The sequence below is a fragment of the Bifidobacterium sp. ESL1130 genome (assembly GCF_058507935.1).
In genome coordinates, this window is sequence record NZ_CP196379.1 from 25,637 (window position 1) to 51,742 (window position 26,106).

The 26,106-nt window shown below is 54.2% G+C and carries 22 protein-coding genes and 1 tRNA gene; 11 read left to right on the top strand and 12 right to left on the bottom strand.

All coding sequences use genetic code 11. The annotated features are described in order from the left end of the window. The first annotated feature begins 118 nt into the window (after positions 1-118). On the top strand, positions 119-1,555 hold the full coding sequence (tgt, locus tag ACSYSO_RS00085) for a tRNA guanosine(34) transglycosylase Tgt (RefSeq protein WP_489760850.1): 1,437 nt from the start codon (positions 119-121) through the stop codon (positions 1,553-1,555). 1,040 nt (positions 1,556-2,595) lie between these two features. Here the strand turns inward: tgt and ACSYSO_RS00090 are convergent. From ACSYSO_RS00090 to ACSYSO_RS00110, 5 genes are all read right to left on the bottom strand, one after another. Continuing rightward, positions 2,596-3,801: a sensor histidine kinase gene (locus ACSYSO_RS00090; RefSeq protein ID WP_489760849.1), complete on the bottom strand. Its 1,206-nt coding sequence runs from the start codon at positions 3,799-3,801 to the stop codon at positions 2,596-2,598. Continuing rightward, positions 3,798-4,337, bottom strand: coding sequence for a helix-turn-helix transcriptional regulator (locus ACSYSO_RS00095; RefSeq protein ID WP_489760848.1), 540 nt, complete (start codon positions 4,335-4,337; stop codon positions 3,798-3,800). The genes ACSYSO_RS00090 and ACSYSO_RS00095 overlap by 4 nt, the downstream gene beginning before the upstream one ends. 15 nt (positions 4,338-4,352) lie before the next feature. After that, complete coding sequence (locus tag ACSYSO_RS00100; RefSeq protein ID WP_491701771.1) at positions 4,353-4,997, bottom strand: hypothetical protein; 645 nt, start codon at positions 4,995-4,997, stop codon at positions 4,353-4,355. A gap of 134 nt (positions 4,998-5,131) precedes the next feature. Continuing rightward, a complete protein-coding gene (locus tag ACSYSO_RS00105) occupies positions 5,132-5,788 on the bottom strand; it encodes a CPBP family intramembrane glutamic endopeptidase (RefSeq protein WP_491701772.1) in 657 nt (218 codons plus the stop codon). Next, positions 5,764-6,039, bottom strand: a complete 276-nt coding sequence (locus tag ACSYSO_RS00110) for a hypothetical protein (protein WP_491701773.1) — start codon at positions 6,037-6,039, stop codon at positions 5,764-5,766. The genes ACSYSO_RS00105 and ACSYSO_RS00110 overlap by 25 nt, the downstream gene beginning before the upstream one ends. A gap of 314 nt (positions 6,040-6,353) precedes the next feature. On the opposite strand from ACSYSO_RS00110, the gene ACSYSO_RS00115 reads away from it, so the two are divergent. The 4 genes from ACSYSO_RS00115 to ACSYSO_RS00130 all read left to right on the top strand — a co-directional run bounded on the left by ACSYSO_RS00115 (position 6,354) and on the right by ACSYSO_RS00130 (position 11,212). Continuing rightward, positions 6,354-7,337: a CPBP family intramembrane glutamic endopeptidase gene (locus ACSYSO_RS00115; RefSeq protein WP_489760845.1), complete on the top strand. Its 984-nt coding sequence runs from the start codon at positions 6,354-6,356 to the stop codon at positions 7,335-7,337. Positions 7,338-7,399: 62 nt separating this feature from the next. Then, positions 7,400-9,553: a peptide cleavage/export ABC transporter gene (locus ACSYSO_RS00120; protein WP_489760844.1), complete on the top strand. Its 2,154-nt coding sequence runs from the start codon at positions 7,400-7,402 to the stop codon at positions 9,551-9,553. Positions 9,554-9,570: 17 nt separating this feature from the next. Then, positions 9,571-10,926, top strand: a complete 1,356-nt coding sequence (locus tag ACSYSO_RS00125; protein ID WP_489760843.1) for a bacteriocin secretion accessory protein — start codon at positions 9,571-9,573, stop codon at positions 10,924-10,926. Between the two features lie 203 nt (positions 10,927-11,129). Further along, a tRNA-Leu gene (locus ACSYSO_RS00130) sits at positions 11,130-11,212 on the top strand. Between the two features lie 230 nt (positions 11,213-11,442). Here the strand turns inward: ACSYSO_RS00130 and ACSYSO_RS00135 are convergent. From ACSYSO_RS00135 to ACSYSO_RS00160, 6 genes are all read right to left on the bottom strand, one after another. Beyond that, the gene (locus tag ACSYSO_RS00135) at positions 11,443-12,027 is read right to left on the bottom strand and encodes an LOG family protein (protein ID WP_489760842.1); all 585 of its coding nucleotides are present in this window, start codon (positions 12,025-12,027) and stop codon (positions 11,443-11,445) included. Positions 12,028-12,086: 59 nt separating this feature from the next. Next, positions 12,087-13,352, bottom strand: a complete 1,266-nt coding sequence (locus ACSYSO_RS00140; RefSeq protein WP_489760841.1) for a MalY/PatB family protein — start codon at positions 13,350-13,352, stop codon at positions 12,087-12,089. A gap of 195 nt (positions 13,353-13,547) precedes the next feature. Next, positions 13,548-14,600, bottom strand: coding sequence for an alpha/beta fold hydrolase (locus ACSYSO_RS00145; protein WP_489760840.1), 1,053 nt, complete (start codon positions 14,598-14,600; stop codon positions 13,548-13,550). Positions 14,601-14,671: 71 nt separating this feature from the next. Next, positions 14,672-15,496 (bottom strand): ABC transporter permease, encoded by an 825-nt coding sequence (locus ACSYSO_RS00150; protein WP_489760839.1) that lies wholly within the window; start codon positions 15,494-15,496, stop codon positions 14,672-14,674. Further along, complete coding sequence (locus ACSYSO_RS00155) at positions 15,493-16,479, bottom strand: ABC transporter ATP-binding protein (protein ID WP_489760838.1); 987 nt, start codon at positions 16,477-16,479, stop codon at positions 15,493-15,495. Before ACSYSO_RS00155 ends, ACSYSO_RS00150 begins: the two co-directional genes overlap by 4 nt. A gap of 141 nt (positions 16,480-16,620) precedes the next feature. After that, on the bottom strand, positions 16,621-16,764 hold the full coding sequence (locus ACSYSO_RS00160; RefSeq protein WP_489760837.1) for a hypothetical protein: 144 nt from the start codon (positions 16,762-16,764) through the stop codon (positions 16,621-16,623). 248 nt (positions 16,765-17,012) lie between these two features. Here ACSYSO_RS00160 and ACSYSO_RS00165 point away from each other — a divergent pair, with 248 nt between their 5' ends. From ACSYSO_RS00165 to ACSYSO_RS00180, 4 genes are all read left to right on the top strand, one after another. Then, complete coding sequence (locus ACSYSO_RS00165) at positions 17,013-17,552, top strand: AlbA family DNA-binding domain-containing protein (RefSeq protein WP_489760836.1); 540 nt, start codon at positions 17,013-17,015, stop codon at positions 17,550-17,552. Positions 17,553-17,737: 185 nt separating this feature from the next. Beyond that, on the top strand, positions 17,738-18,394 hold the full coding sequence (locus tag ACSYSO_RS00170) for an ATP-binding protein (protein WP_491701774.1): 657 nt from the start codon (positions 17,738-17,740) through the stop codon (positions 18,392-18,394). A 262-nt stretch (positions 18,395-18,656) separates the two neighbouring features. Continuing rightward, positions 18,657-18,872, top strand: a complete 216-nt coding sequence (locus ACSYSO_RS00175; RefSeq protein ID WP_489799784.1) for a hypothetical protein — start codon at positions 18,657-18,659, stop codon at positions 18,870-18,872. Positions 18,873-18,952: 80 nt separating this feature from the next. After that, complete coding sequence (locus ACSYSO_RS00180; protein ID WP_491701775.1) at positions 18,953-21,523, top strand: mucin-binding protein; 2,571 nt, start codon at positions 18,953-18,955, stop codon at positions 21,521-21,523. 104 nt (positions 21,524-21,627) lie between these two features. Here ACSYSO_RS00180 and ACSYSO_RS00185 read toward each other — a convergent pair whose 3' ends face one another. After that, positions 21,628-22,275 carry an anthranilate synthase component II gene (locus ACSYSO_RS00185; protein WP_491701776.1) on the bottom strand — a complete coding sequence of 216 codons (648 nt, stop codon included), beginning with the start codon at positions 22,273-22,275 and terminating at the stop codon, positions 21,628-21,630. Between the two features lie 284 nt (positions 22,276-22,559). On the opposite strand from ACSYSO_RS00185, the gene ACSYSO_RS00190 reads away from it, so the two are divergent. Together ACSYSO_RS00190 and ACSYSO_RS00195 are read left to right on the top strand one after the other, a co-directional pair. Continuing rightward, positions 22,560-22,799, top strand: a complete 240-nt coding sequence (locus ACSYSO_RS00190) for a hypothetical protein (protein WP_489760829.1) — start codon at positions 22,560-22,562, stop codon at positions 22,797-22,799. Positions 22,800-23,227: 428 nt separating this feature from the next. Continuing rightward, positions 23,228-25,459, top strand: coding sequence for a mucin-binding protein (locus ACSYSO_RS00195; protein ID WP_491701777.1), 2,232 nt, complete (start codon positions 23,228-23,230; stop codon positions 25,457-25,459). The last annotated feature ends 647 nt before the right edge of the window (positions 25,460-26,106 follow it).

The window sequence follows — 26,106 nt, forward strand, 5'->3', positions numbered from 1 at the left end:
ACGCCACTGTTCGCGGGAGGCGGAGGAATTACGCTCTAACTAGGCGCAAGGTGGGTCACGCTCCAGTATCGTAGTTTGAGGTGCACTGCCAATGCAGGGCTTCACCTAAAGTGGGGGCATGACGAGAGCAACCGAACATCAATCAGCCCGACCAGACGGCGCGCAAAACAGCACGACGAGAACCACGCACAGCAATGACACCGATAGCACAGCCTCAGCCCGTAGCAACAGAGCCACTCACTTGAGCCGCAGTGCCTCCGGGCTGCTGGAGCATCCGCGCGGGGCCGAGCCCGGGCAGCCGGGAGATCGATCAGAATTCCGGTTCGAGCAGCACACACGGCTTGACGACGCCGCTTCCGGCAAGGGCCGCGGCGGGGCGCGCTATGGCCGCACCGGCACCATCCACACCCCGCACGGCGACATTAACACCCCCGCGTTCATACCGGTCTCCACGCAAGCCGCCATGAAAGGTGTGCTGCCTGAAACCATGAAGGATCTGGGCGCGCAAGCGCTACTTTCCAACGCTTTCCATCTCTTTGAGCGCCCCGGGCCCGACGTGCTCGACGAGGCCGGCGGCTTGGCCCGATTCGAAAACTGGGACGGCCCGACCTTTACCGACTCCGGCGGATTCCAAGTGCTCTCGCTGGGTGCCGGGTTCAAGAAGACGCTGGCCATGGACGTGACTGGCATGAAAAACGATGACGTGATCGCCGAAGGCAAAGAACGTTTGGCGTTCGTGGATGAGGACGGCGTGACGTTCAAATCCCCGCTCAACGGTGACAAACACCGCTTCAGCGCGGAAATTTCCATGGGCATTCAGCACAAGCTCGGTGCCGACATCATGTTTGCCTTCGACGAGCTGACCACACTCATGAACACGCGCGGCTACCAGGAGCGATCGGTGGAGCGCACGTTCCGCTGGGCACGACGGTGCGTTGAGGAGCATCAGCGGCTGACTGCCGAGCGCGTAGGCAAGCCTTACCAGGCGCTCTACGGCGTGGTGCAAGGCGCGAACTACGAGGATTTGCGACGCCGAGCGGCAAGCGAGATTGCTTCGCTTGACTTTGACGGTGTGGGCATTGGCGGTGCCATCGAGAAGCGTCTCATCGGCGACACTTGCGCATGGATCTGCGATGAAATGCCACAGAGCAGGCCGCGGCACGTATTAGGAATCGCTGCGGTGGATGACATTTTCGCGTGCGTAGAGAACGGCGGCGACACCTTCGACTGCGTCTCCCCCGCCCGCTGCGGGCGCAACGGCGCCATTTTCACCAGGCGTGGTCGCTACAACATCAAGCGCGCCGCTCACAAGCATGACTTCGGACCGCTGGAAGAGGGCTGCACCTGCTACACGTGCATGCACTACACGCGTGCCTATGTGGACCACCTGCTGCGCGCCGGCGAGATGAACGGGGCGACACTGGCCACCATCCACAACGAGCACTTCTTCATCAAACTGCTCGATGATATCCGCGCTTCCATCGACGGCGGGTATTTCGACGCCTTCCGCGACGAAACCTTGACACGCTACTACGAGAACGGATCCAGGGGGTGAGTGGAGTTACACAGTGACCACACAATCAATCGCACAGTCACCTGACAGGCACGCTCACAGTCATGACTGTCAGGTGACTATATGGCGATTGCGCGAGTGCGCAATCAGCCAGCACCGGTAGCACCATGGAGTGAATGCACGTCAACAATGGCAGCAGTCAGACAGACATGCACCGCAACGTCAGCAAACTGCTTCCCACCACCTCATTGTTGTTCAGTAGGGATGTTTAGCCTGAATCGCTCATGCGCCGCAACACGAGAATGGCGGAATATAGCCACTCTTGATATTAGGCATCGGCAACAACACCCAAAATCATCCCTACTGAATGATTTCTTGTGAAAAATCTGAGCTCTTACGCTGATACATACTCCCCGCCTCGCTGAACGTTCCGTGAGTACTTTTACGCTCGTTCAGCGCGAGCTCTAAAACAAGAACGGCTAAATTCCAACGTTTTTGAAATTGGAATTTGCGATGAACGCAGTAAAAGTACTCACGGAATAAATTTGCGAAAAATCCGGGTCGGAATACTGGGAGATATTTCGACCCGGATAAGTGATGCTGCGCTGCGAGCGCCGCCTGGGATGCGCCTAGACTACAGCAGGATTGGCCTAACCGGCAGCGTTGTGTAATGGGGCGGTCGCAGACGGTTGACGTGCACCGGCAGACATGTTCTTACCCCACCTGTGCAGGATGCGAGCGCTTCATCGGTCATAGCGGTATGTTGGTTCATGGTTACTCCCTTATGATGAAAATGATTAAGCTGCTGACATCACCATCCGAGAGAGAGAAAATGATTTTTAATGGACTCAAAACATGGCCAATATGAGAAACCTCCCACAGTTTGCGCTAACTGCTCACTGCTCATTTGTGGGCGCGTATCGTTCTGTTGCATTGTGCGAACCTCCTCATTGATGACATCATTGCTATCGCTCAAGAAGTTAAATGGAAGTTTAACTTCTATATAAAGTTAGGCCGTAACAGCACTGCACATAATAAAACATTGCGATTCTGTACACAGATGGCTACATAGATTTGCCCGTCTATGGTAATGGAATAGCGCAGTTCAAAATCCATGTGCCGTCTTCAAATGATGTATTGAGACTGCCGCCCAGCCCTTCCACAGTTTGCTGCTGCAACGCGAGTCCTTTACCATGACTTACATCCGCAACCTGGTGCACCCCATGTAGGCAGGTATTGGTTTGGAAGACAGTCACTGCTTCTTCTGTGCACGCGACAACAACTGTATATTGATCAACATCAGGCTCGCAATGGCGCGCAATGTTTACGTAGATTTCAACCAGTACATGCCTGATTGCTGACACTACCAGCTCAGGAGGTTCTTTGCCATCTCCTGAGACCCGAGAAGCGCCTTGATACCCAGCTTGCAGCAAAGCTTCATCTTGCTTTTGGCAGAGAGCACGTACGACTTCCATAAAAGAAGAAGGTGCCTCAGCTGACTGCACTTGCTGTGCAGAGGTTTTCCCGTCAAGCAGCGAGATGATGAGATGCACTCTGTTAAGCGCTGCTTTGGCCTTATCACTAATAAACTGCTGCTGACTGGCAGTCAAAGATGCTTCGCCATTATTGCTGTTATTACCAGAACTTAACAGGATAATATAGGACAGCTCGTTGGTCACTGAATCATGGATATCGCGAGCAAGCCGGATATCTCTCTGCTGCTGTTTTAAGAGTGCATTTTCCATCTCAAGCTGATGCGCAACCTGCAGCTTGCTATGAAGTTCACGTTGTTGTCTTATCAGTACACCAGCAGCCCACGGCCCAAGAAACATAAAAGCATATAGGGCTAATCCCACTATGCTGGGTTTATCAAAAATGATATCGATCGTGCAGAAAAAAATAACTGCAAAAAATGGTAGAACCTTGATTGTGGGACGTTCATTGACAAGTCCGACGATAAACATACTTGTTACATCAATAGCCAACCATGATGAGGAAGAGGCATAATTCGTTCCACTGAAAATTAATGCAAGAATGAACGCTATAGACGCACCAGCCACGGGGAAAAACAACGACAACAACAAAAATACCGCACAAATAATGGCGATAACAATCCGCAAAGGAGAAGTGGTGGTTTCAGTGTCGAAAAAACTCAACAAAACCGCACCAACTGCGCCAACTAAAGCAACAACAATGACAAGCTTGTCCTTGACGGCGTGGGTCCGCAACCAGTATCCCGCACCTTGGGCCAACCCCCACAACCTTGCTCCCCGCGCACGCAATGTCATGTCCGCTGCCCCAACACCCAGATCACCACGGCCTGACTCAAAGTAGCAGCCCCAAGCTTTTTGACGGCGCGACGAGCTTCGGTCCGCACGGATGATTCGCTGTTGCCTAATTCAGCAGCGATTTGCGAGTATTTGAAACCTTGCGACAGCAGCTCCATGATGCGCGACTCGTGAACGCTCAGCATCGGCTTGCGCGGCCGTGTTTTAGGTTCATGCGTTATGCGTTCATACGCAACTCCAGCGCTGTCAAAGTGGACCTCTTCCAGTGGTGAAAACGTTTTGCCGCACCTCAACCGGCTCACACCGAGCGCAATCTGCGGCATGTCCGGCATGGTAACCGGGTCAATCGCTTTCTCCATCGCCTCAATTGGCGAGCTCGTCTTCCAGTGAATCACACTTGCCGGCACGGCCTTGGGCACAAAACTGGTCAACGCGGCCAAGGTGAACCCGTCGTTGTCTACGATCGCAAGTCGGAGCGGCTGGAGTGGCGCCGCTTCGGGCCTCTCCTGCTTAGGAACTGTCGTGTTCTCGCTCATGGCACCAATATACCCCTATTCACCATAAATCGATTCTGAAATCTCACGGTCAGGACTATCAGCGCGGTCAGCACCAGTATGCGGCGTATCCCCAATATGCTTGGATAAGCCATACACCACGAGAGACAGCATCAACCATCCGTAACTTACCTGTGTAATAGAAAAAGCAGGGACGAGATGCTGGTCTTGCAACACCAATATCACGTCCGTCATTACGATATTGGCAACAAACAGCGCCAACATGAGGTTTGCCGCATATCGCAAATCCTTGGTAACGCTCACGGCACCTCTCTGATCGGTATCGCCCCGGACTTTTCCAAGCGTCATCAACGCTCTGTACAGCAGGTGAAAAGCCCAAGTCATAACCACAAAGATGGCAATCACGCTCACAGAGGCCACGGCAAAGAGTGTTTCGTGATGCACAAGTTCACCAAACGGAAGATCCATGGAAAACCCATACAGCGCAGGTATGGTCTCTTTTGAGTATTTATTGATGAGCGGCTCGTACGAGAAGACTCCCGCAGCAAGATACACCGCCATAGTAATAAGCGCCCCTGCGAAGTTGATCAGCTCCATAAATTTCATGACATAAGCTATGACCACAGCCGCCGTATCCCGGTATTCCATACCATCTCCCGCCTTGAGTCGAATCTGCGCCATCCCTTTGCCACAAACTTGAATTGGGTTGCGCACATTCCACATAAGCAGATATCACGACACTCTCACCGTCAATATTCGCAAACCGTGGACAACTGTTGACAACATAAAACGACATACTGGAATCTAGGCCGCGCCTACAGCACGAACAGCTTGATAACAGCAGTCACCAAAGATAGCAGAGCAAAGATGAGAAATACCGGGGCAATCCACGAGCGATAGGGGTGCACCTCAACACTCTTACTGCTAGTAAGGTACGCTTTCACACTCTTACGATTGCATAGTAAAACAGTGCATACAATTGCAATAGCTGCAACCATGCAAACCAGCTGAACGATAGTACAGTTTCTTTCACCGATCTGCATATCCAACCATTCGCCACCATAGGCAAGAACGACGTTATTAAAAGCGTGCATCACCATCGACCACACAACCGAGTAGCGATTCGCCACCCATCCAAATGCAAGTCCCATAAAGAAAGCAGCCATGCCTTGCGAGAAATCCTGATGCAGCAAGCCGAATAACGCTGAAGTCGTGACTATGGCAAAAAGCCCGCCGAACCGCTCTAGGCGGGAAAGCACAACACCTCTGAATACCAGCTCCTCCACAACCGGAGCAACAGATATTGAGCCAAAAAGAGCTACGTTGGATGCTAAGCCTCTTTGCGTGAGGATGTCATTGCTGGTCGGAGCAGCGATTCCCAACATACGGAAAACTTGTTCAATCCCGCTTCCGAGTAGCCCACCGACACCCGCAAACGCAATCACCATCAGCACACTAAAAATAAACCCCAAAATGTCATCTTTTGACGAGAACAAACACGAACGTTGAGCATATAACCATCATGCAAAGTATGGCGCGCCCCAACATTGTTGACGACGACAAGGATGCAACACAACGCTACAACATCTGCAAGTATGCTTACCCATCCCACAAGTACTGCACTGTCGCCGTTGGGCAATATCCCCGCAAACTGCGACCCAATAATCGTCGCAAAATCGAAGATGATAGAGAATGCCAGAACAATGAACGCACTCTGGTTCACGGCCCGTCTCATTGACTTTTGCATAATGAACTTCCTGAACCTGCTCGTGTTGCCGAATCCGAGGTAGTTCGGATTTACCATAAGAAAATCACAAAAACGAGGTCCTGAAGCCGTCAGCCACAACTACGTCAACGGATGTCTAATCAATTTTCTGAAGTTGCACTTCCGCCCTACTGCCTCATCGTTTTCCACCAATACCGGCGTTGTACACATATGGCTACACAGTCCGTCAACCTTCGCTCCAGCAGCGCACGATTATGGTCTTATGGTCTGTAGTAATCCAAAACCGAAACGTGGTATAAGGAGCGATGACCATGACTGCGAGCAAGTATCTCAGCATCAACGAACCTCCATCTGGGGTATCTGAGGCCACCGATGCCATGAGTCTCAGCGTGGAATCCAACACAGGAACCTCAGCCACCAGCAGCGCAAACAACCACAGACCTCCCACACCGCGCAGGCTTGTCGGCAGACAGGCAGGCTTTACCCTCGCTTTCCTGATTGGCACTACCATCGTCAGCGCCATCCTCATACTTGGCGTCCTTGCATTCAGCGGAAATGATGACGGCACAGATGTGATGGCGTGGGTACAGCTCCTTACCGACCCGCTTCCTGTAGCCATCATCTTTACCGTGGCGATGTCTTTGCGCGTTGACGACAATACCGTTACCCCAGAAGGCACCGCACTGCACCTGCACTGGCACTCACGCACCAATATGACCGCCTCGGCGCTGACGGTGTTTGTCTTGGTTATCTTCGCCATCGGTGGATTCAGCAGCGTCGTTGACGCCATGGTGCAAGCAATTGCCGATGCCATGCATTGGAAACCCACCACCTCACTGTCCCAGCTTGATTCCATCACATATTCCATACCTGGCATACTGGCCATATGCATCGTAGGACCAATCTGCGAAGAAGTGCTGTTCCGCGGAGTTATCATGGAAAATCTGCGCCAGTACGGCCCGATTTTCGCTATCATCACTTCCTCATTCCTGTTCGGCTATATTGCCTACTGCTATTCACTGACATGGTCCATCGCGCTGCACATCTTCAACAACACGCTAAGTTCCATGGTGACACTAATTCCCAGCCATTCCTTTTCTGATTGTCTCAACATCCTCTCTGCAGTAGCCACAGTAGTGCTGCTCATTCTTATGATCGTCAAACGCTCAATCATCAAGGCAACTATTAAAAGCCATCGACCGCCGGAACACATCTGGCGCTCGTGGCGCTCACCACTGTTCATCGTCACTCTGGTGTACTGCGTGCTCACCATGCTCAGCAGGTTCAATATCTGAAACACACCTTCTACCTGACATACTGACTATCCCATCTCACCAGTCTTAACAAAAGGACCACCATGCTCGATCATCACTACGCCTATGTGCCGCAGGTAGACTCCCGCGACTGCGGGGTGGCCGCACTGGCCACCCTCGCCAAGCACTACGGCTCCACCTATTCGCTCGCCTACCTCAGAACCTTGGCGAAAACGGATATGGAAGGCACCACCGCACTGGGCATCGTAGAAGCCGCGAAGAAAATCAACTTTGAGGTCACCCCGCTCAAGGTAGACATGGAAATCTTCGACGACCACGTCCCCTACCCGTTCATCGCACACATCATCAAAGACGGCAAACTGATGCACTACGTTGTGGTGTACGGCGCCACGGAAGACAGCATCATTGTGGCGGATCCGGACCCGCACGACGGCGTCCACGAGGAACCGAAAGCCAAGTTCGAGCAAGAGTGGACCGGCGTAGCGCTCTTCATGGCACCGGCCGCCGACTACAAGCCGCACAAAGATAAGAGCAACAGCCTGTGGAGCTTCGTCCCGCTGCTCTTCAAAAACAAGAAGCTGATACTCAACATCACCCTGGCGGCCCTGCTGGTCACCATCATCAACGTGGTCAGCTCTTACTACCTGCAAGGGCTGATTGACACGTACATCCCCGACCGACTGCGCTCAACGCTCGGCATCATCTCCATCGGCTTGGTCGTCGCCTACATCATCCAGCAAGTCCTCTCCTTCGCGCAGCAATATCTGCTCACCGTGCTTGGCCAGCGCCTCACCATAGACGTGCTGCTCTCCTACATCCGCCACGTGTTCAAACTGCCGATGAGTTTCTTCTCTACTCGCCGCACCGGTGAAATCATATCCCGGTTCACCGATGCAAATTCCATCATCGACGCTTTGGGCAGCACCATCATTTCGGTGTTCCTCGACGCCGGCACAGTCGTGGTGGTAGGAGCCATGCTCGGCTTCCAAAACCAGAAACTTCTGCTCCTGGCGCTCGTGGCGCTGCCCGTCTACGCTGTCATCATCTTCGCGTTTGTCAAGCCTTTCGAGAAGATGAACAACGCCACCATGCAAGCCAACTCCATCGTCAGCTCCTCGATCATCGAAGACATCAACGGCATCGAAACCGTCAAATCCTTGGCAAGCGAGGAAAACCGCTACAAGAAAATCGATCATGAATTCGTGGATTACCTCGACAAGTCCTTCACCTACGCCAAAACCAGCACTCTGCAAAGTGTGCTGAAAGCCGGCGCACAGCTGCTGCTCAACGTGGCCGTGCTCTGGTTCGGTGCGCAGCTCGTCATGGCGGGAGAAATCAGCGTCGGGCAACTCGTCACCTTCAACACACTGCTGAGCTACTTCACCACGCCCCTGCTCAACATCATCAACCTGCAAACCAAGCTGCAGCAAGCCAAAGTAGCCAACAACAGGCTCAACGAGGTGTTCCTGGTCGAGCCGGAAACCAACGACCGGCAGACCGTCGACGACCCGGAAGCGCTCAACGGCCCTGTCGTGGTCGAAAATCTCTCGTACAAGTTCGGATACGGCAAAGACACCTTGCACGGCATCAACCTCACCATTGAACCCGGAGAGAAGCTGGCGATCGTCGGCATGAGTGGATCGGGGAAAACCACACTCGCCAAACTGCTGGTGAACTTCTACGACGCGAGCGTGGGCACCGTCACCATAGGCGGTACGGACGTGCGCAATGTGGACCGCGCGGCACTGCGCCATACCATCAACTACCTGCCGCAAGACCCATACATCTTCTCGGGATCCATTCTGGACAACCTTATGCTCGGCGCCAAGCCGGGAACCACGATGAACGACGTTGAGCGGGCCGCAATGATCGCTGAAATATCGGACGACATCTACCACATGCCGATGAACTACCAGACGCAGCTCACCAGCGACGCCACCATCGTCTCTGGCGGCCAAAAACAACGCATCGCGCTGGCACGCGCTATCCTAGCCGACACTCCGGTGCTCGTTCTCGACGAGGCCACCAGCAACCTAGACGTAGCCACCGAGAAGAAAGTCATCGACAATCTGCTCGCGCTCACCGACAAAACCATCGTGTTCATCGCCCATCGCTTGACTGTGGCCAGCCGCTGCCAGAACGTCCTGATGCTGGGCAACGGTCACATCATCGAGCACGGCTCTCACGACGAACTGATGAATCGCAAGGGCGAATATTACGACCTCTTCACATCGTGAACGGAAGGACCCCAAGCATGAACCCCGATATCTTTGAAAGTTCAGAATTTTATCGCCGTCGGTACGATAATTTCTCCACGCTCATCATTATTCCCATCTCCTTACTTGCCGTTGGCCTTCTGGTGTTTTCACTCTTCGGCAAGACCGAGGTGACCGTCAAGACCGTCGGAGAGATTGAGCCCGCTGATGCCATCGGGCAAGTGCAGTCGACCAGCGGCGAGCGCATCATCACCAACAATCTCAAAGAGAATAAAACCGTTCACAAAGGTGACACCCTGCTCGCCTATGACAATGGTGAGAACTCGGTACAGCTCAATGCGCTCCGGCAGCAGCTTGACACTATCAAACGCCAACAGGCAGCGGCAGAACAGCTCAAATCCAGTCTTACCAAGCGAACCAACACGTTCAGCACGCCCGATGAGTTCGGGTATTGGGATATGTTCAACAATTACAATGCGCAAGTCGCCGTCATCAACAAGGACGACAGCCGCGACAACGCGACTACCGCCAACCAAAACCAAGCCGTCAGGTCTACTCGGGATGCCATCGCGCAGCAGATCGCCCAAAATCAGGCCAGGATCGATGACTACCACGAGCTGGCGCAGGCCATCGACGGCGGAAACCTGCCAGGCGACAACGTGTTCACCGCTACATACCAGCTGTATCAGGCTCAGCTCAATGCCTCCGACTCAGCGCAGCGCAGCGCGGTCACCGGTCAGCTGCGCAGCGAAATCGACAACTCTGTACAAGAACTGAACCAAGCCAACAAGACACTGAAAACGCAGGAGACATCTACGAGCATAACCGCGCAGGCGACCAGTGCTGGCAGCAAAATCGATGAACTCAATGCTCAGTATCTGCTCAACGTCAACAAGGATCTGTCATCCATCTCATCCACGCGCCTTGAGACCGAAACCAAGATTGCGCTGACACAATCGCAAGATGCCAAGTCCACGGTCAAAGCCAACAGTACCGGCGTGCTGCACATCAATGCGGAAGTCAAAGGGATGGATTCCATTCCGGTCGGAACCGTTGTGGCGCAAATCTACCCCACGCTTAACAAGGCCACTAAGTTAGATATCGTGCTGCACTTGCCCGTCGAGCATATTGACAGCATCCGCAACGGGCAGACGGTGCGCCTGTCCAGCTATCAGAACAGCGCCAAACCACTGATCATCGACGGTGCTATCACCACTATTGCTGCCTCGCCCACGCGCACCGAGCAGGGTAACTACTATGAGATACACGCTCGCGCCAACACCAGCGACGAACAAAATGACCGTATTCGCTATGGGTTTGAGGGTGCTACGGTCATCGTTACCGGGCAGAAAACGTTCTTCAACTATTACAAAGATAAGCTGCTTCATCCGTAGATACTTTAGGGAATGCGCAGCAGTTTGCGTGCGCTTCCCATGAAGCACGGCATTGATGTGTGTGCTTCATGTACGTTGATACAGTTGTGAAGCGACGCCTTCATGTACGCGTGGTTGGATTGCGCCATTGCACGATGCAACACGCGGCGCTGCTTGCAGGCCTTGCACCTTGTCCTCATTTACGATATAATTGTTCTTTGTCTGCGAGTATGGCGGAATGGTAGACGCGCTGTCTTCAGGTGGCAGTGAGCGAATGCTCGTGAGGGTTCAACTCCCTCTACTCGCACTTTGATTGTTCTGATACGCGATTGGCATCATACATAGTACTTCGTGTTTACATAAATAATAGGGCATGTCAATACCCCGCATTCCCTCGCAGTTCTCTTGTATCATGCAGTGTCTCGACACGTCCGCACCGGCGCAAGCAGCCGTGCTGCAGCGCAGCTCACCGTCACCAACAAACGCCGGGGCTGCGCACGTCAACCGTACACAACCGCTTACGCTACTCCCACCCTGTTATTGCTGAGAATCAGCCTTCGGGTAAGTGCGTGGAATGGGTGGCTCATACGAGGCTGCAAACTCTCGAATCTCGTCGTACGACGTGGTGAAAAGCATCTTATGAAAGTCCACATCTGAAACGAAGCCGTTCGACACCATGTCCTGCAGCATTTGGCGCAGCGGCTGCCAGAACCCATCAAGGTCATAGAACACGCAGGGCCTGTCGTTCAGTCCGATACGTGCCCATGAGAAGGCTTGCGCAATCTCCTCAAGCGTTCCAGCACCGCCAGGAAACGCAATAAGAACATCGCTGGCCTCCATCAGGCGGCGCTTGCGAACATCCATATCGGGCACGATTTCCAGCTCAGTGATGGTTTTTTCGTCAACGCCATCACGATCCAGCAGCACCTCAGGGATGATGCCATGCACGCGAGCGCCACGGCTATATACCGCTCGCGCTACAGCACCCATCAGCCCTACTCCGCCACCGCCATACACAAGTTCATCGCCGGCCTGAGCAATCTGCTCGCCCAGCCGCTCTATGGCCTCCTGATACTTGCCATCCTTGCCACTCGCCGCACCGCAATACACCGTAACTCGCATACCAGTCCCTTCTTATGTGGTCTACATCTCTTTATACTACGAACGGTGTGCGTTTTGCCTCACTTGTCAATGAACACATATTTGCTCAAGCGGCTCATAGCCTCCTGTACACGAGAGAGCGGTAACGCCAAGTTCATGCGCACACCGTGCGGCACCTTGAACTGGCGGCCGTCCTGCACCGCAACACCCACAGCCCAAGCGCGGCGCAGCACCTCGTCAATGCTCACACTATGCTCGGCACACCAACGCTCACAGTCGAGCAGCAGAATGTAGGTACCTTGCGGTTTGGCGAAGTCCACGCCGTCAAAATGCTCAGCGATATAAGACGTGGCATAGTCAACATTACCGGTGAGCACGCTGCGCAATTCGTCCGTCCACTGGCGGCCCTCGGGCGTGTAGGCACCGATGAGCGCATGCATGGAGAGCACATTCATCTCGTTATAGAACGCCTTCTCGCTCTTGGAGGTGACCCGGTCACGCAGATAAGAATTGTAAATAATGTGGTACGAACCGACCAATCCAGCCAAATTGAAGGTCTTGCTCGGTGCGTAGAGCGCAACAGTACGGTTGCGTGCGTCATCGTTCACCGATTGAGTGGGAATGTGCTGATGCCCGGCAAGAATGATGTCGGACCAAATCTCGTCGGAGATGACCATGCAATCGTTCTTACGGTACACCTCCATGGCCTGCTCAATCTCCCAACGTTCCCACACGCGCCCGCAAGGGTTGTGCGGACTGCAGAACACAGCCACATGAATGTTGTTCTCCTTGATCGCACGGTCCATGTCCTCAAAGTCCATGCGCCACACGCCTTCACTATCACGCTTGAGCGGCGAGTGGACGATGTGATAACCGTTGCCTTCAATGGAACGTGTGAAGCCGATATACGTAGGACTGTGCACCAAAACCGAATCACCGGGAGCAGCAAACGCAGTAAGCGCAGACACCAGGCCACCGATCACACCATTCTCATAGCCAATAGCCTCGGGAGTAAGACCTTCCACGCCATTGCGGTCGCGCTGCCAGTCGATGATGGCATTGAAATATTCGCTTGTGGGGCGGAAATAACCGTAGAACGGGTGCTTGGCACGCTCGATAATGGCCTCGGGGATAGTAGGCACGGTGGCGAAGTTCATGTCCGCCACCCACATAGGGATAATATCGAAGCCCTCTTGCGGAGCTTCCGGGGCGAAACCTGGCTCGTTGCCCAGCCCGTCATAAGCGACGGCATCTTTGCCTCGACGGTCCACCACGGTGGTGAAATCGTATGTTGTCTGGCTTGTGGAACCTGCTGTTGTGCCTGTGGAACCGTTGGAATTGCTCATGTTCGCCGCCTTATCGTCGCCTTGTTATCGGTGCTGGTTGCGTTTATCCTATCAGAGAAACGCTGGCACAGCTCAGCCCAGCTCACATATCTCAATGCGAATTTTTTGGGGCGTCCCACAGCAAGTTGGCGGGAACGGTGCGGGCACGCAGAAGCCAAACAGACAAGCACAACGCAGGCCCACCAGCCCACCATATCAGTCAATATCGGGGATGAGAAAGTCCATAATATTGTCGATATACTCGCGCAGCACCTCGTTGGGCATGCTGTAAATCTCGTGCTCGGCCGTGTCGAAACGCACCAGATCAATCTGGCCACCACCACCCTGCACACGCTCTACGAAGCGGAACTGCCCATCCTCGTGCACCCACGCATCACGGCCGGCTTGGCACAGCAGAATCGGCGCCTCGATGTTCGCACAGTCCTCCTCACGCTGCACCGCACGCCCTATCTTCAGCAGCTCAAACGTGTAGCCCAGGCTAGCAGCTTTGGTTTGGTAATGCTCGTTGTTGCGCCGCAAACCCATGTACCAGCGAGCGCGAGCCGGAGCCGAAGCGTCATGCCCCTTGTCCGGTGCGCTCGGTGAGTAGTCGTGCTGCCCGGGCGCATGCCGCTTGCCCAACCCCAGCTTGGTGGCTGCGCCGGTGAACGGGAATGCAAGCCAATTAGGCAAGCCACAGTTCGGGGACATGCTCGGCGCACTCAACACAGCCTTGTCGAACAGGTCGGGATGCTGTTCCATCACCGCGGTACCGATGGCACCACCCAGCGAATGAGCGTACAAGTAGAGGGGGCTGCCCTGCGCGGCCTCGCTGCCGACCGTGCGCGCGAACTGCGCAAAATCGGCCACATACCGATGCCAGTCATCGATCCACACCAAGGACGGATTGCTCACGTCGCGCGGCGAATACCCATGCCCACGATGTTCCATAACGCAAACAGAGAAACCTGCGAGCAAGAAATACCAGATCATTTCGCTATATTTCTCAGCAAACTCAGTGAACCCGTGGGCAATCACCACCGCCCCACGGAATTGTGCCGAAGCGCCGGGGACGTTGAGCTCGTTGAACCGTTGCGCGTCGTAGACCATATAGTGCAACCGCCCCGACGTGGGCGGCTGAGCCAATCCTGCAGCCGCAGCAGGTTCCATCCACCCCTCGATGCCGCACTGTTCCAAGGCAGGGAGCACCTGCGAGCGCATGGCCTGCACGTAGGCGTTGCCGTCGTCGTCAATCAGCGGAATCTGCATGATTTCAGTCTAGCGTGTGGCCGTGCCCGGGAGGGGCCGGACAGGTAACGCGCGCCCGATTATCTCGCGTATCAGCGTCCTTCTCGTACGTCCCAGCGGAACATTTTGAATGCTACAAATATTGAGGCAGCCAACCAGACGGCGCAAACACCCAACCCCGGGGCAACCAGCACGTTCAGTCCCTGATTCGTGCCCGGCGCCATACCATCGGCTTGCATTGTGGCATGAACAAAATCCTCACCAAGCCACACGGAGCGCATGGCATCAGCTAGATACCCGACTGGGAACAACTGGCTAATCGTACGCAACGATGAGGGGATAAGCCAAGACGGCGTAAACACACCTGAGAGGAACATGAGGATGAGGGCAGGCACCAGCAGCATCATCTGCGAGGAATCTGCGGATGGAATGAAGGACGAGTAAGCTACGCCAATAACGACGCATAGCAGCGCACCGGCGACCCCCACCAATACGGCGCCCGGAAGATTCGCTGGTGCTTTAAGGCCAAGGAAAAGCATAGCTGCCAGCAGCAAGATGGCCTCGCACACCAACGCCACCACCAAACCCGAGAGCGCATACCCCAGCAGCACCGCACTGTCAGATTGTCCCCTCAGCCTGATGCGCTTCAGCAAGCCAGAGTCCCGCTGCGAGGTGATGTCGCCAGCTACCTTGATAAACCCTCCCATGAGGACAACGTAAGCTGTCAATCCCACAATCATCCAATCCCGAAACGGGACTTGAGCACCGCCAGCGAGCGGCAGCTTTTCGTCCTTGTATGCCATTCCAAAGAGGAGCGCCAGCACCACAGGGAAAGCCAAAGTGAAGAAAACAGACTTGGAATTGCGCAGAAAACTTAGAGTCTGCAAATGAAATTGAGGTAATACGGTGGTGTTCATTGAAGATTGTCCTTTGCACCTGAAACTGCATGGTTGCCTGCTACTTGGTCAGATTCGGTCACACCGTCCGCCACTTCGACCAATGATGCGTAAGCCATCTTCAGTGACGGCGGCTCTACACGAACGTCGTTGATGACCCACTGCTGCTCAAAACTGGCACTGTATATGGCTGCCAGATCGCGGGCCGGGTCTTGCGCCTGCCATTCCAAGCGGTGCTGGCGATAGGTCACATCACTGTCAGCTGGCAATATCCGCTCGATACCCTGCAGTACTTCAGGCGCCGCCGACACAGCGCTCAACCTTGGAGCAGGAACAGACACGGCCAGTTCCTCAGCAGTACCCGTAGCCGTAATATGGCCGTGATTGATCACTCTAATGGAATCGGATAGTGCTTCGACCTCATCTAGATAATGCGTTGTGAGCAATATGGTAGAACCCTGATCGCGCTGTTGACGGATGATGTCCCAGACATTCTCCCTAGAGATGGGGTCCAAACCAGTGGTGGGCTCATCGAGAACAATCAGCCGCGGATTGCCGTACAGCGCCATTGCAATGTCGACTCTACGACTTTCGCCGCCCGACAAAGAACTGAGCGGACGGTCCATCAAGTAGACCAAATTGACCCTCTTGGCAATGTCTAGCACGTCATCCTTAGACATGGCAGGAATATAGCGTTTCCAACTGAACAGGATATCCTTGACCTTCATTCCAGTAGGAAATCCCGCACTTTGCAGAACGACGCCGATTTGGGGGCGCAACTCTTTGGCTTGGGTTATAGGATCAAGACCGAGGGTGCGAATCTGGCCGCCGGCAACTTTCCTAGCGCCAATGAGCGCATCTACAAATGTAGATTTGCCAGCTCCGTTAGGCCCAAGCAGCCCGATAATCTGTCCGGGTTCAGCGGCAAATGATAAGTCATTGAGCGCCGCGAAATCACCGTACTTTACGGTTACATGCTCAGCACTGATGGCGAAATCAGTCACGATAGTGGCCTTTCGATGGTGTGTGTTCTCTGATTGCTGACCACAGATGTTCCCGGAACAAACAGGTACTGATACATGACAGACTCGTCTCGCTCACACCGGATTTGGACATCGGATGCAGGCATTCCAGTAGTCTGCCACTCACAGAAAATTCATAAGCAAAGACCAGTTACCAATGATGAACACCAGAACGCCTCCACCAATAAGCACTACCCTGCGTACAATTTTCTGTTTTCGCGCTTTCCGATAGGCCAAATCCCTGAGTTCTTCTTCTGTTTCTGCCATAAATGCCACTCACTCAACAGAAGAGTTGTACTGTTTTATTGGATATTTCTGCCATGGTTTCCCCAGTGGTAGTTGGATACAGCTTCTTACTATGCGTATTAAAACAGCGAACGCAAGTTTTATAATACACTGTAAATCCATTTACGTCAACTTGACTAATGCATCATATGCAACCCTTACAGATAGCGCTCTTACAGGCTCTAAACGGAAGTGGAGACCAAATTTGTTTGCTCAGTAATGCACAACTTATGGATTCAGAACAGGAAAACGTTGAAATTCCAACAAAAATTTCTTTGACAGTAGTTTGCATACTGTATACTGAAGTCATGCCTGAAGACTTAAGCGCGCTGATACGGAATTTAAGCCAATTACCCAGCGAAACAGAAACAGTCGAGTTCAAAGACTCTTACAACGAGCCGGAGATGATCGGCCGCGATATATCAGCCTTGGCAAATTCAGCAGCGCTGCACAACGAACAATGCGGATACATGGTGTGGGGTATCGACGATACCACCCACAACATCATAGGAACAAACTTCAACCCGTACACCGCCAAGGGACAAGGCAAAAAGGGGCAAAGCAAGCAGGAACTTCTACTCTGGCTCGAACAGACGCTCTCAAAAAATGCCGATTTCAGGTTCTATAAAGTCAATCTAGAAGGCACCAGTGTTTACCTCTTACGTGTCATGCCTGCTAGTAGATACCCAGTTTCCTTTAACGGGCACGCATACATCCGGAATGGTAGCTCTACCCACTCACTGCCGCAGGGCTCGGAAAAGCTGGAATAATCATCCATGAAGATAGTGGACAATATTCCATCACCAATCTTGGTGCACTTCTTTTCGCAAATCGTCTTTCGGATTTTAACGACCTACGCACTAAAGCTCTTCGAATTGTTAAATATGAAGAAGACAGCAAAGCCAGCGAAGCTAGGCTGCTAACCTTCGATAAAGGATATGCCGACTTTGACGCCATGGTCGATTACGTCATAGCATTGCTTCCTGATCGAGAAACCATCAATAAAGCACTGCGTACAACCGTGCAAGGGTATCCAGTTCTCGCACTACGCGAGTTAATTGCCAATATGCTAATTCATCAAGACTTTTCAATCAAAGGCACCGGACCAATGCTTGAAATTTTCCCTAACCGCATAGTCATGACCAATCCCGGCACATCTTTAATACCCGTCTCCGGATTAGTCAATGACCCCTCAAAATCACGAAACCCCGAACTTGCACACTTATCACGTAGACTGGGACTTTGCGAAGAAGCCGGCACCGGCTGGGACAAGATTATTACGGCATGTGAACTCTCACAACTCCCATCGCCACAGATACGAGAGATTACAGATGGATCCCCATCAATCGAAGTGCAAATACGTACATATATGCCTTTCAAAAATCTCAGCGTCCAAGAAAAACGGGCAGCTTGCTACTGGCATGCCTGCTTAAGGTACGTAGACGGCAAACAGCTCACCAATGCTTCCTTACGCACTAGATTTGGACTAGATACAAGTAGTAGTTCACAAATTTCACGTCTCATCAAAGATTGCGTAAGAGCGAACTTAATCCGTCCATTCGAAAAAGACGCGGCTTCAAAATCAATGCGATACATACCAAATTGGGCTTGATAAATTGGCGCCAGTAACGAACAATTTAGGGCTTGCAGACGGAGAAACATTGGAATACCAACGGGAATTTGGTTGCCGGCAGGTTGCGTATGAGCCAAGCATCTTATTCTATTCGCAGTATATGCATTAATTGTCAATATTAAAGGATATTGTGAGATGTAGCACGGGATTTGCGGTCGGAAGTTATGCTGCAGATGCCACAAGCACATAAACGAAGACGCATAAACGAATAACCATCAGCATCGCAGCAAAGGACGCAACCATGAGCATGTCCCCCACCCCGGCGAACCGCGCCGCACACACTGGCGCAAAGTCCGCACGCACCCGCCTGGTGGCCGGCATCGCCGCGGCGGCCACCCTGCTCGCCACGTTCGCAGCGGGATCAGCCGCATTCGCCGGCAACACCACCTCGCAAACTCAAACCACAGCTAGCTCGGCTCAAAATAGCAACGGAATTACCCCCCCCCCAGCAAACTAGGAACGCTGACCACTGATTCCACCGAACCCGTACTCTCCCGCAGCGCCACAGACCGGTCTGCCATCAGTGCCGATGTCACATTGCTGTGCCATTCCACGTCAGACGGGCGTCTCTGCAACACCGAAGGCACTCCGCTGCCCACCTACCAAACTTTCGAGGCAGATACCGTCCAACGTGGCGGCGCCAAAGGCACCTTCACCGTCAACGACAGCGACCTGGTAACAGGCAACACCATTCTCATCTCAACCATCGCGCAAGACACCACCGATCCAGCCGGCAACAAAGTCACCTTCTTCCAGCACGGCAGCTACATGCCGCTCAACACCGGCAGCGGCACCACCGTCGGCAACCTACATTTTGCAGATACCGCCGCTTGGGGACCAGCTATTGTGCTCGACGTAACCAACACCCTGGGCGGTGTCGGCACCATCACCTTCCAATTTGAAGCGAACCTGCTCTTCCTGCTTAACTATGCCACCTCGGCTTCGGTGATGCACAACATGCCGTTCGATGCCACCTTCACCACCGGTAAAAACCAAGCCGGCGCGGTGCAACATGCCTACACCATCCATTTCAACGCCCCCGCTCCAACCTATGACGCAACCATGCTGGGCGGTGATTATCTGTTCGACTACACCGCAGAAGGCATCCGGCCCTCCGAACAGCTGCGGCATACCCGCATCGCCGACGACACCCAGTTCCTGACATTGCAGAACACCAACGGCGCAGCAGGCGTGCCCGATCAAGGCAGCGATTTCATCAGGTCGTACCATCTGACTGCCGACCAGCCCCTCATGCCAGACAGAGCATGGATGCACCTAGGAACCTTCTACGTTTCCGCGGCAACCCACAAGGTGCAATCCTACCCGAACTCACTGTATGCAGCCGCACCTGAAGTCAACGCCGTCTCTATACCAATAAACAATGCCGGAAACAACCTGACGCTGGCACAAACCCAGCAGTCGGCGCAGGCGCAGAACACCAGCAACGTATCCTTCTCAACGCAAGCCGACGGCAGCTATCTCGTCGTCACATACGTCAAATACACCGAAACAATCCTCACCGACGCGCAAATAGAAGACAGCACCCGCAGCACACTGTACGCAAACGTCGCAGCCAACAGCGTGAACATTGACGCCGATGTGCAAGCCACGCTCGACTACTACCACGGTGTGCTCCACAACAGCGCCACCCACGTCTACCCGTATGCGAACTTCTCGGTGACCGACCCATACAAAGTAGCCCACGCCACCACCCAGCTGCTCGACAACAACAGCGGAACCGTGTTGCAATCAACCACCGACTCAACAGCACAGACCAGCATCGCTTCGTCCGGTCAAACCATGGTGAAATCCCACTACCTCGACATCAACGGACAGTCGATGAGCCAAGTCACCGCGACTGCCGGGAATCCTACTGGTAAGGCGAATTCGGTTACCGGGGAGAAGGGTACTGCTTCCGCTCCTGCCACACCTGCCAATGTGGCTGGCTACCGACCGTTGACCGTTGCTGATTTGGGTTCGCTGACCGCGGCGCAACGGCAAACCATCGCTTCTACCCTCGGGACCACAGACTCCAGTGTTGCAGGACTCACCGCTCTGGCCAACAAGAACAATGGTAAAACCGTATGGGCCACAGGCAATGTGACCGTCCCCTACCCCGGAGAAACCGGCAAAACCTACAACGTTAACGGTGACATCGTCGCAGCCGGAACAGCCGGCAGCAACACCGGCTGGGGCACCACCGACGTCTACTACTTCTACACCCTCGCCACCCAGAAACTCAACGTACACGTCGTGCAAGTACCCTGCTACGCCAATTCTGCAGACGCCACCAGCGGTAAAGACTGCGACGCCACCCCCGGCAACGGAAGCTCCTGGCAACCGTCCGACGGCACCGAAAACACTGGTCTAGGAGAAACGTTCACCGGACTCTCCGGCACCCCTGCCACTAGTACTCTCGCGAAATACACGGTGCAGCTCGGTGGCAAAGACCACCCCGCCAGCCTCAGCGCAGGCCTGCAACAGCTTGCCCCCGGCACCGACAGCAAACGCACCATCAACTTCCAGCTGAACACCACCTACGACATGGACAACAACACCGACCAAGACGAGTACGTGTATGTGCAAGCCAACCCCGAAAAAGACATTACTAAAACCACCACCAGAACCATCCACTACAAACTCAACCACAACACCGTAGACACTCCGCCAGCGGACAACGTGCAGACCATCACCTGGACACAGCATCAGATCCATAACACTGCGTATGACTCGATCGATGGTACTGCCAACTGGAGCAAATACGTGTGGCAGGCCAGCAGCAGCAACACTCCGGCTACTACCATGCCGAAGATCAACAGCCCAGTTATCAACGGCTATATCGCCAAAACCCCAGTCGTCAGTGAAATCACCGGCATCCAACACAACGGCGCCACCGACAACTCATCCACCACGTTCGCTCCAACGGACCCGGCTAACCCGGACACCAGCGACCGCTCTCTGACCGTAACCGTGGTCTACAACAAGACCGTCCAACGCATGCCCTTCACCGGAGGTTCTGGGGTATTACTCGGCACCCTCATCGCCCTGGCACTCCTCGCCATGGCGGCCATACTCACCCACCTACGCAACAAACGCGCCAACAAATAACCACTAAACAACCGGCAACCCAGCCGGCAACCAATAACCAGAAGGCCCACACTGTAAAAGTGCGGGCCTTCTCAAACCCAGCACACCGCAATCCACCACTAATCTTACTGCTGCAACACTTTCGGTGCGAGACCTGCCGAGCGATCAACCGCGGACTCCTGCCCACAGATCGCCAGCCAGTTCGCGAGGATGCGGTAGCCTGACTCGCTGAGCACCGACTCGGGGTGGAATTGCACCGCATAGAGCGGCAGCGACTCATGCTGCACCGCCTGCACAGTCCCATCATCCGTCGCACGCGCGGTGACACATAACTGAGCAGGCAGCGATTCAGGCTCAATGGCCAAGGAGTGGTATCGAGTCTCGTTGACCGGGTTCGGCACGCCATCGAATAGGCCGCCGTCCTCATGCTCAATCACACTCGTTTTGCCATGCATAATGGTGGGCGCGTGGCTCACGTTGGCACCATACACTTCTGCGAGCGCCTGCAACCCCAGGCACACCCCGAGCATGGGAGTACCGGTTTGCGCGCATGAACGAATGGCGTCTTTGCTCACGCCCGACTCTGCTGGAGTGCCCGGACCTGGGGAGATAAGCACGCCATCATAGTCGGCGAGCGCCTCGGGACTCACTTGCGCAGCGTCCACATCGTTGCGAACCACCGTCACTTCAGCGCCCAAAGTGTGCAGATATCCCACAATGGTGTAGACAAATGAGTCGTAATTGTCGACCGCCAAAATCCGTGCGTGTTCCACTGCCGCCTCCGCTCTGCTGCTGAACTGTCTGCTGGTTCCATCCTACCGGTTATGGCCGTCCGTCGGCCGCAGCGCCCAGTCTGTGGTCGCGGCATTCACCTAGCTATGCGGTAATTATGCATAGATTGTCAATATTCCCAAGTAGTCTTGCTTACAGAACGTGTCCGCGGTGTGATTTACGCGGATACCGCAGCATAACCGAATACGATTTCCGCGCATGGCACTGTGCATGATGCCGGCACACGCAGCGGACGGACCGACACCGGAACGAAGGACACGCACCCATGAACATGCTTCACACAGCAGGTCGCCGACAAGGCGCAACCAGCGGCACAACCAAGTCCGCACGCACCCGCCTCGTGGCCAGCATCGCCGCTGCGGCCACTCTGTTCGCAGCCTTCGGTGCGGGCACTGCCGCATTCGCCGGCAACAGCACCGAGGTTTCAGCACAATCCCAAGCTCCAGCTGCAGCAGCTCAAAATAGCAATGAGATTACCCCCCCCCCAGCAAACCTGGCACGTTAGGAACTGAACCAGCAGCCTCAATCTCCACACGCGGTGCGCTCATCACCGCCACCAGCCCCAACGTTCGGCTGCTTCAACACAACACTTCCACTGATTATCCTGTCAATACCCAGCAAACGCTCAGCGGAAGCCAGAACGTTAACTTCGGTGTCGCTGGGACCTTTTCAGTCAACGCCAGCAATTTGGTCGCTGGCAACGAAATCCTCATCACACCGTTTTCCATCGCAACCTCCGGCTCAGCCGACGCAAAAGTCCAATTAACCCAAATCGGTGGAAATCCTTCACTGAATGATGCAAACGGAGATGCCATCGGTGTCATCAAGTTCAACGAATCACATGCAACTTGGGGGCACTCGCTGACTCTTTCCGTAACCAAAACCTCAAATGCAATCGGCGTGCAAACCTTCAGCTTCTCCATCCCTAGCCGCATGACTTTCAATAATTGGACCGACAATACGATCCGAGCAAAAATGCCCTTCGATAACACCATTCAGATTGGCGTCTATGACCCGGAAACCGGTATCAACGGGACACTCGGCACCCGACGCGATTACCCCTTCCATTTCAATAAACTTCCAGCCACAAGTGATGCCACTACCCAACAGGCCAACTACATCTACGAAGAAGCATCAGCAAACTACTTCCTAGGCAGGCCAATGCTTTTCGATACCAGCATCCCCAACAACACCGTTTTCAACCAGCTGCAAAACAGTGCTGGAACTTCCGGCTCTGTCAGCGCCAAAACCGACATTGTCCGCGCCTATAAGTTCACCTCCACCCAAGACCTCACACCTAACAGCTTGATGCTCTTTAAGGGAAGCTACTTCGTTTCCGCAGCTACAAACAAAATCCAAACCTCATCGCGGCGCTCAGGCACTCTTGCTGAATGGCCTGACCCCACCCATTGCACGTCCCTCGTGCCCATGAAGGACGCTGGCGACAACGTACCTTGGACTACTCTAAAATCGACCGCAGCCAACTCACCAACCACCGTGACCTATTATTCTCGGCAAAATCAAGCCAACGGCAAATACAGCTATTTCGTAGCGGTGAACATTAAGGCCGCCGACACTGTCCTCACCAACGACGAACTGCAAGCCAACGCCAAAGACAATATGGCCCTTGCCTCCAGCGCAAACCCGACTGCCGACCTCAACGCCACAGTCAACTACTACAATTCCGTTCTCGGACGTCGCGCCAGCTACTTCTACATCCAGTACCGCTTCGACACACCGGACCAATACAAGGCCACCACTTCCACCATCGATGCACTCGACGACACCTCGATGAGCGGTAAAGCCGGGTCTGAAACCAGTTTGCCAGTCCAAGCAGGAAGCTCCGGCCAAACAGTGGTGAAATCTCACTACCTGTCATCGGACGGTCGCTCACTCTCACCTACTACAGCGCAAGCCGGATACCCGACCGGTAAAGCCAACTCAGTCAGTGGTACCAAGGGTACTGCTTCCGCTCCTGCCACGCCCGCTGATGTGGCCGGCTACCGGCCGTTGACCGTCGCCGATCTCAGCACGCTGACCGCAGCACAACGGCAGACCATAGCCACAACTTTGGGCACCACGGACTCCAGCGTGACCGGACTGACCGCCCTGGCCAACAAAACCACCGGCAAAACCATATGGGCCACCAACAACCTCACCGTCCCCTACCCAGGAGAAACCGGCAAAACCTACAACGTTAACGGTGACATCGTCACAGCCGGAACCGCAGGCAGCAGCACCGGCTGGGGCACCACCGACGTCTACTACTTCTACACCCTCGCCACACAAACACTCAACGTACACGCCATCGCCGTGCCCTGCTATGTCAACAGTGCCGACACCGACAGCGGCAAGGACTGCGACGCGCAACCCGCCAACGGCACCAGCTGGCAGCCATCCGACGGCAACGAGGTCACCAGTCTGAGCGAAACGTTCACCGGACTGTCCGGCAGCGCCGCCACCGACACGCTCACCAAATACAGCGTGCAACTCGGCGGCAACAACCACCCTGTCAGCATGAGCGACGGCATCACCCAACTGGCACCAAGCACCGCCGGCACCAAACGCACCATCAGCTTCAAATTGAACACCACCTACGACATGGACAACAACCTTGACCAAGACGAGTACGTGTACATCCAAGCCAACCCCGAGAAAGACATCACCAAAACCACCACACGCACCATCCACTACAAACTCAACCACAACACCATAGACACCCCACCAGCCGACGTGACCCAGACCATCACCTGGACACAACACCAAATCCACAACACCGCCTACGACTCGATCGACGGTACCGCCAACTGGAGCAAATACGTATGGCAGGCCAACAGCGGCAACACCCCGGCCACCAGCATGCCCAAAGTCAACAGCCCAGTTATCAACGGGTATACCGCCAAAACACCGGTCGTGGGCGAGATCACCGGCATCCAACACAACGGCACCACCGACAACCCATCCACCACCTTCACCCCAACCGACCCGGCCAACCCGGACACTTCCGACCGCACCCTGACCGTGACCGTGGTCTACAACAAGACCATCGCCCGCATGCCCTTCACCGGCGGCACCGGAGTATTGCTCGGCACCCTCATCGCCCTGGCACTCCTAGCCATAGCAGCCATGCTCACCCACCTACGCAACAAACGAACCAACAAATAACCACTAAACAACCGGCAACCCAGCCGGCAACCATAACCAGAAGGCCCACACTACAACAGTGCGGGCCTTCCCCAAACCCGGCACACCAACCAATAACCACAAGAGAACGAACCCACACACCACCAGCGCAAGCTCACCCCTTACTCTTCCCTACCAGTCCTCCTCAACCCCACACAACAACCAGCAAGCAAAACTACACACATGTAGTTCTCCACATCTGTGGACAACGTTGTGGACAAGTTGGGTGTAACCCGGGGATAAGTTGAGGAAAACTCTCTAACTTATCCACAAAGTTATTCACAAGTCCACATTTTGCAGGGGTTACAGGCGGTGGATAATGTGGACGAGAGTTTATCCACAATCCACAATATCCACCATCCTCGTTGTGGATAACTCACTTTTCAGTCCCCAAACTTCCTCCCAATTACCGCCACAGCCACACATCACCAAACTATATGCCCAAGCCACACACTCATGCTTATGCTCGAATCCAATCGCGATCCCGAACCAAATCCGACCCCAAAACTACATGCGCGCCCCAAACCCAAACTACACACTCACACTCACACTCACACTCACACTCACACTCACACTCACACTGCAACAGCAGCATAAACAGTAAGCAGACATCGCCAACACTCGTACAA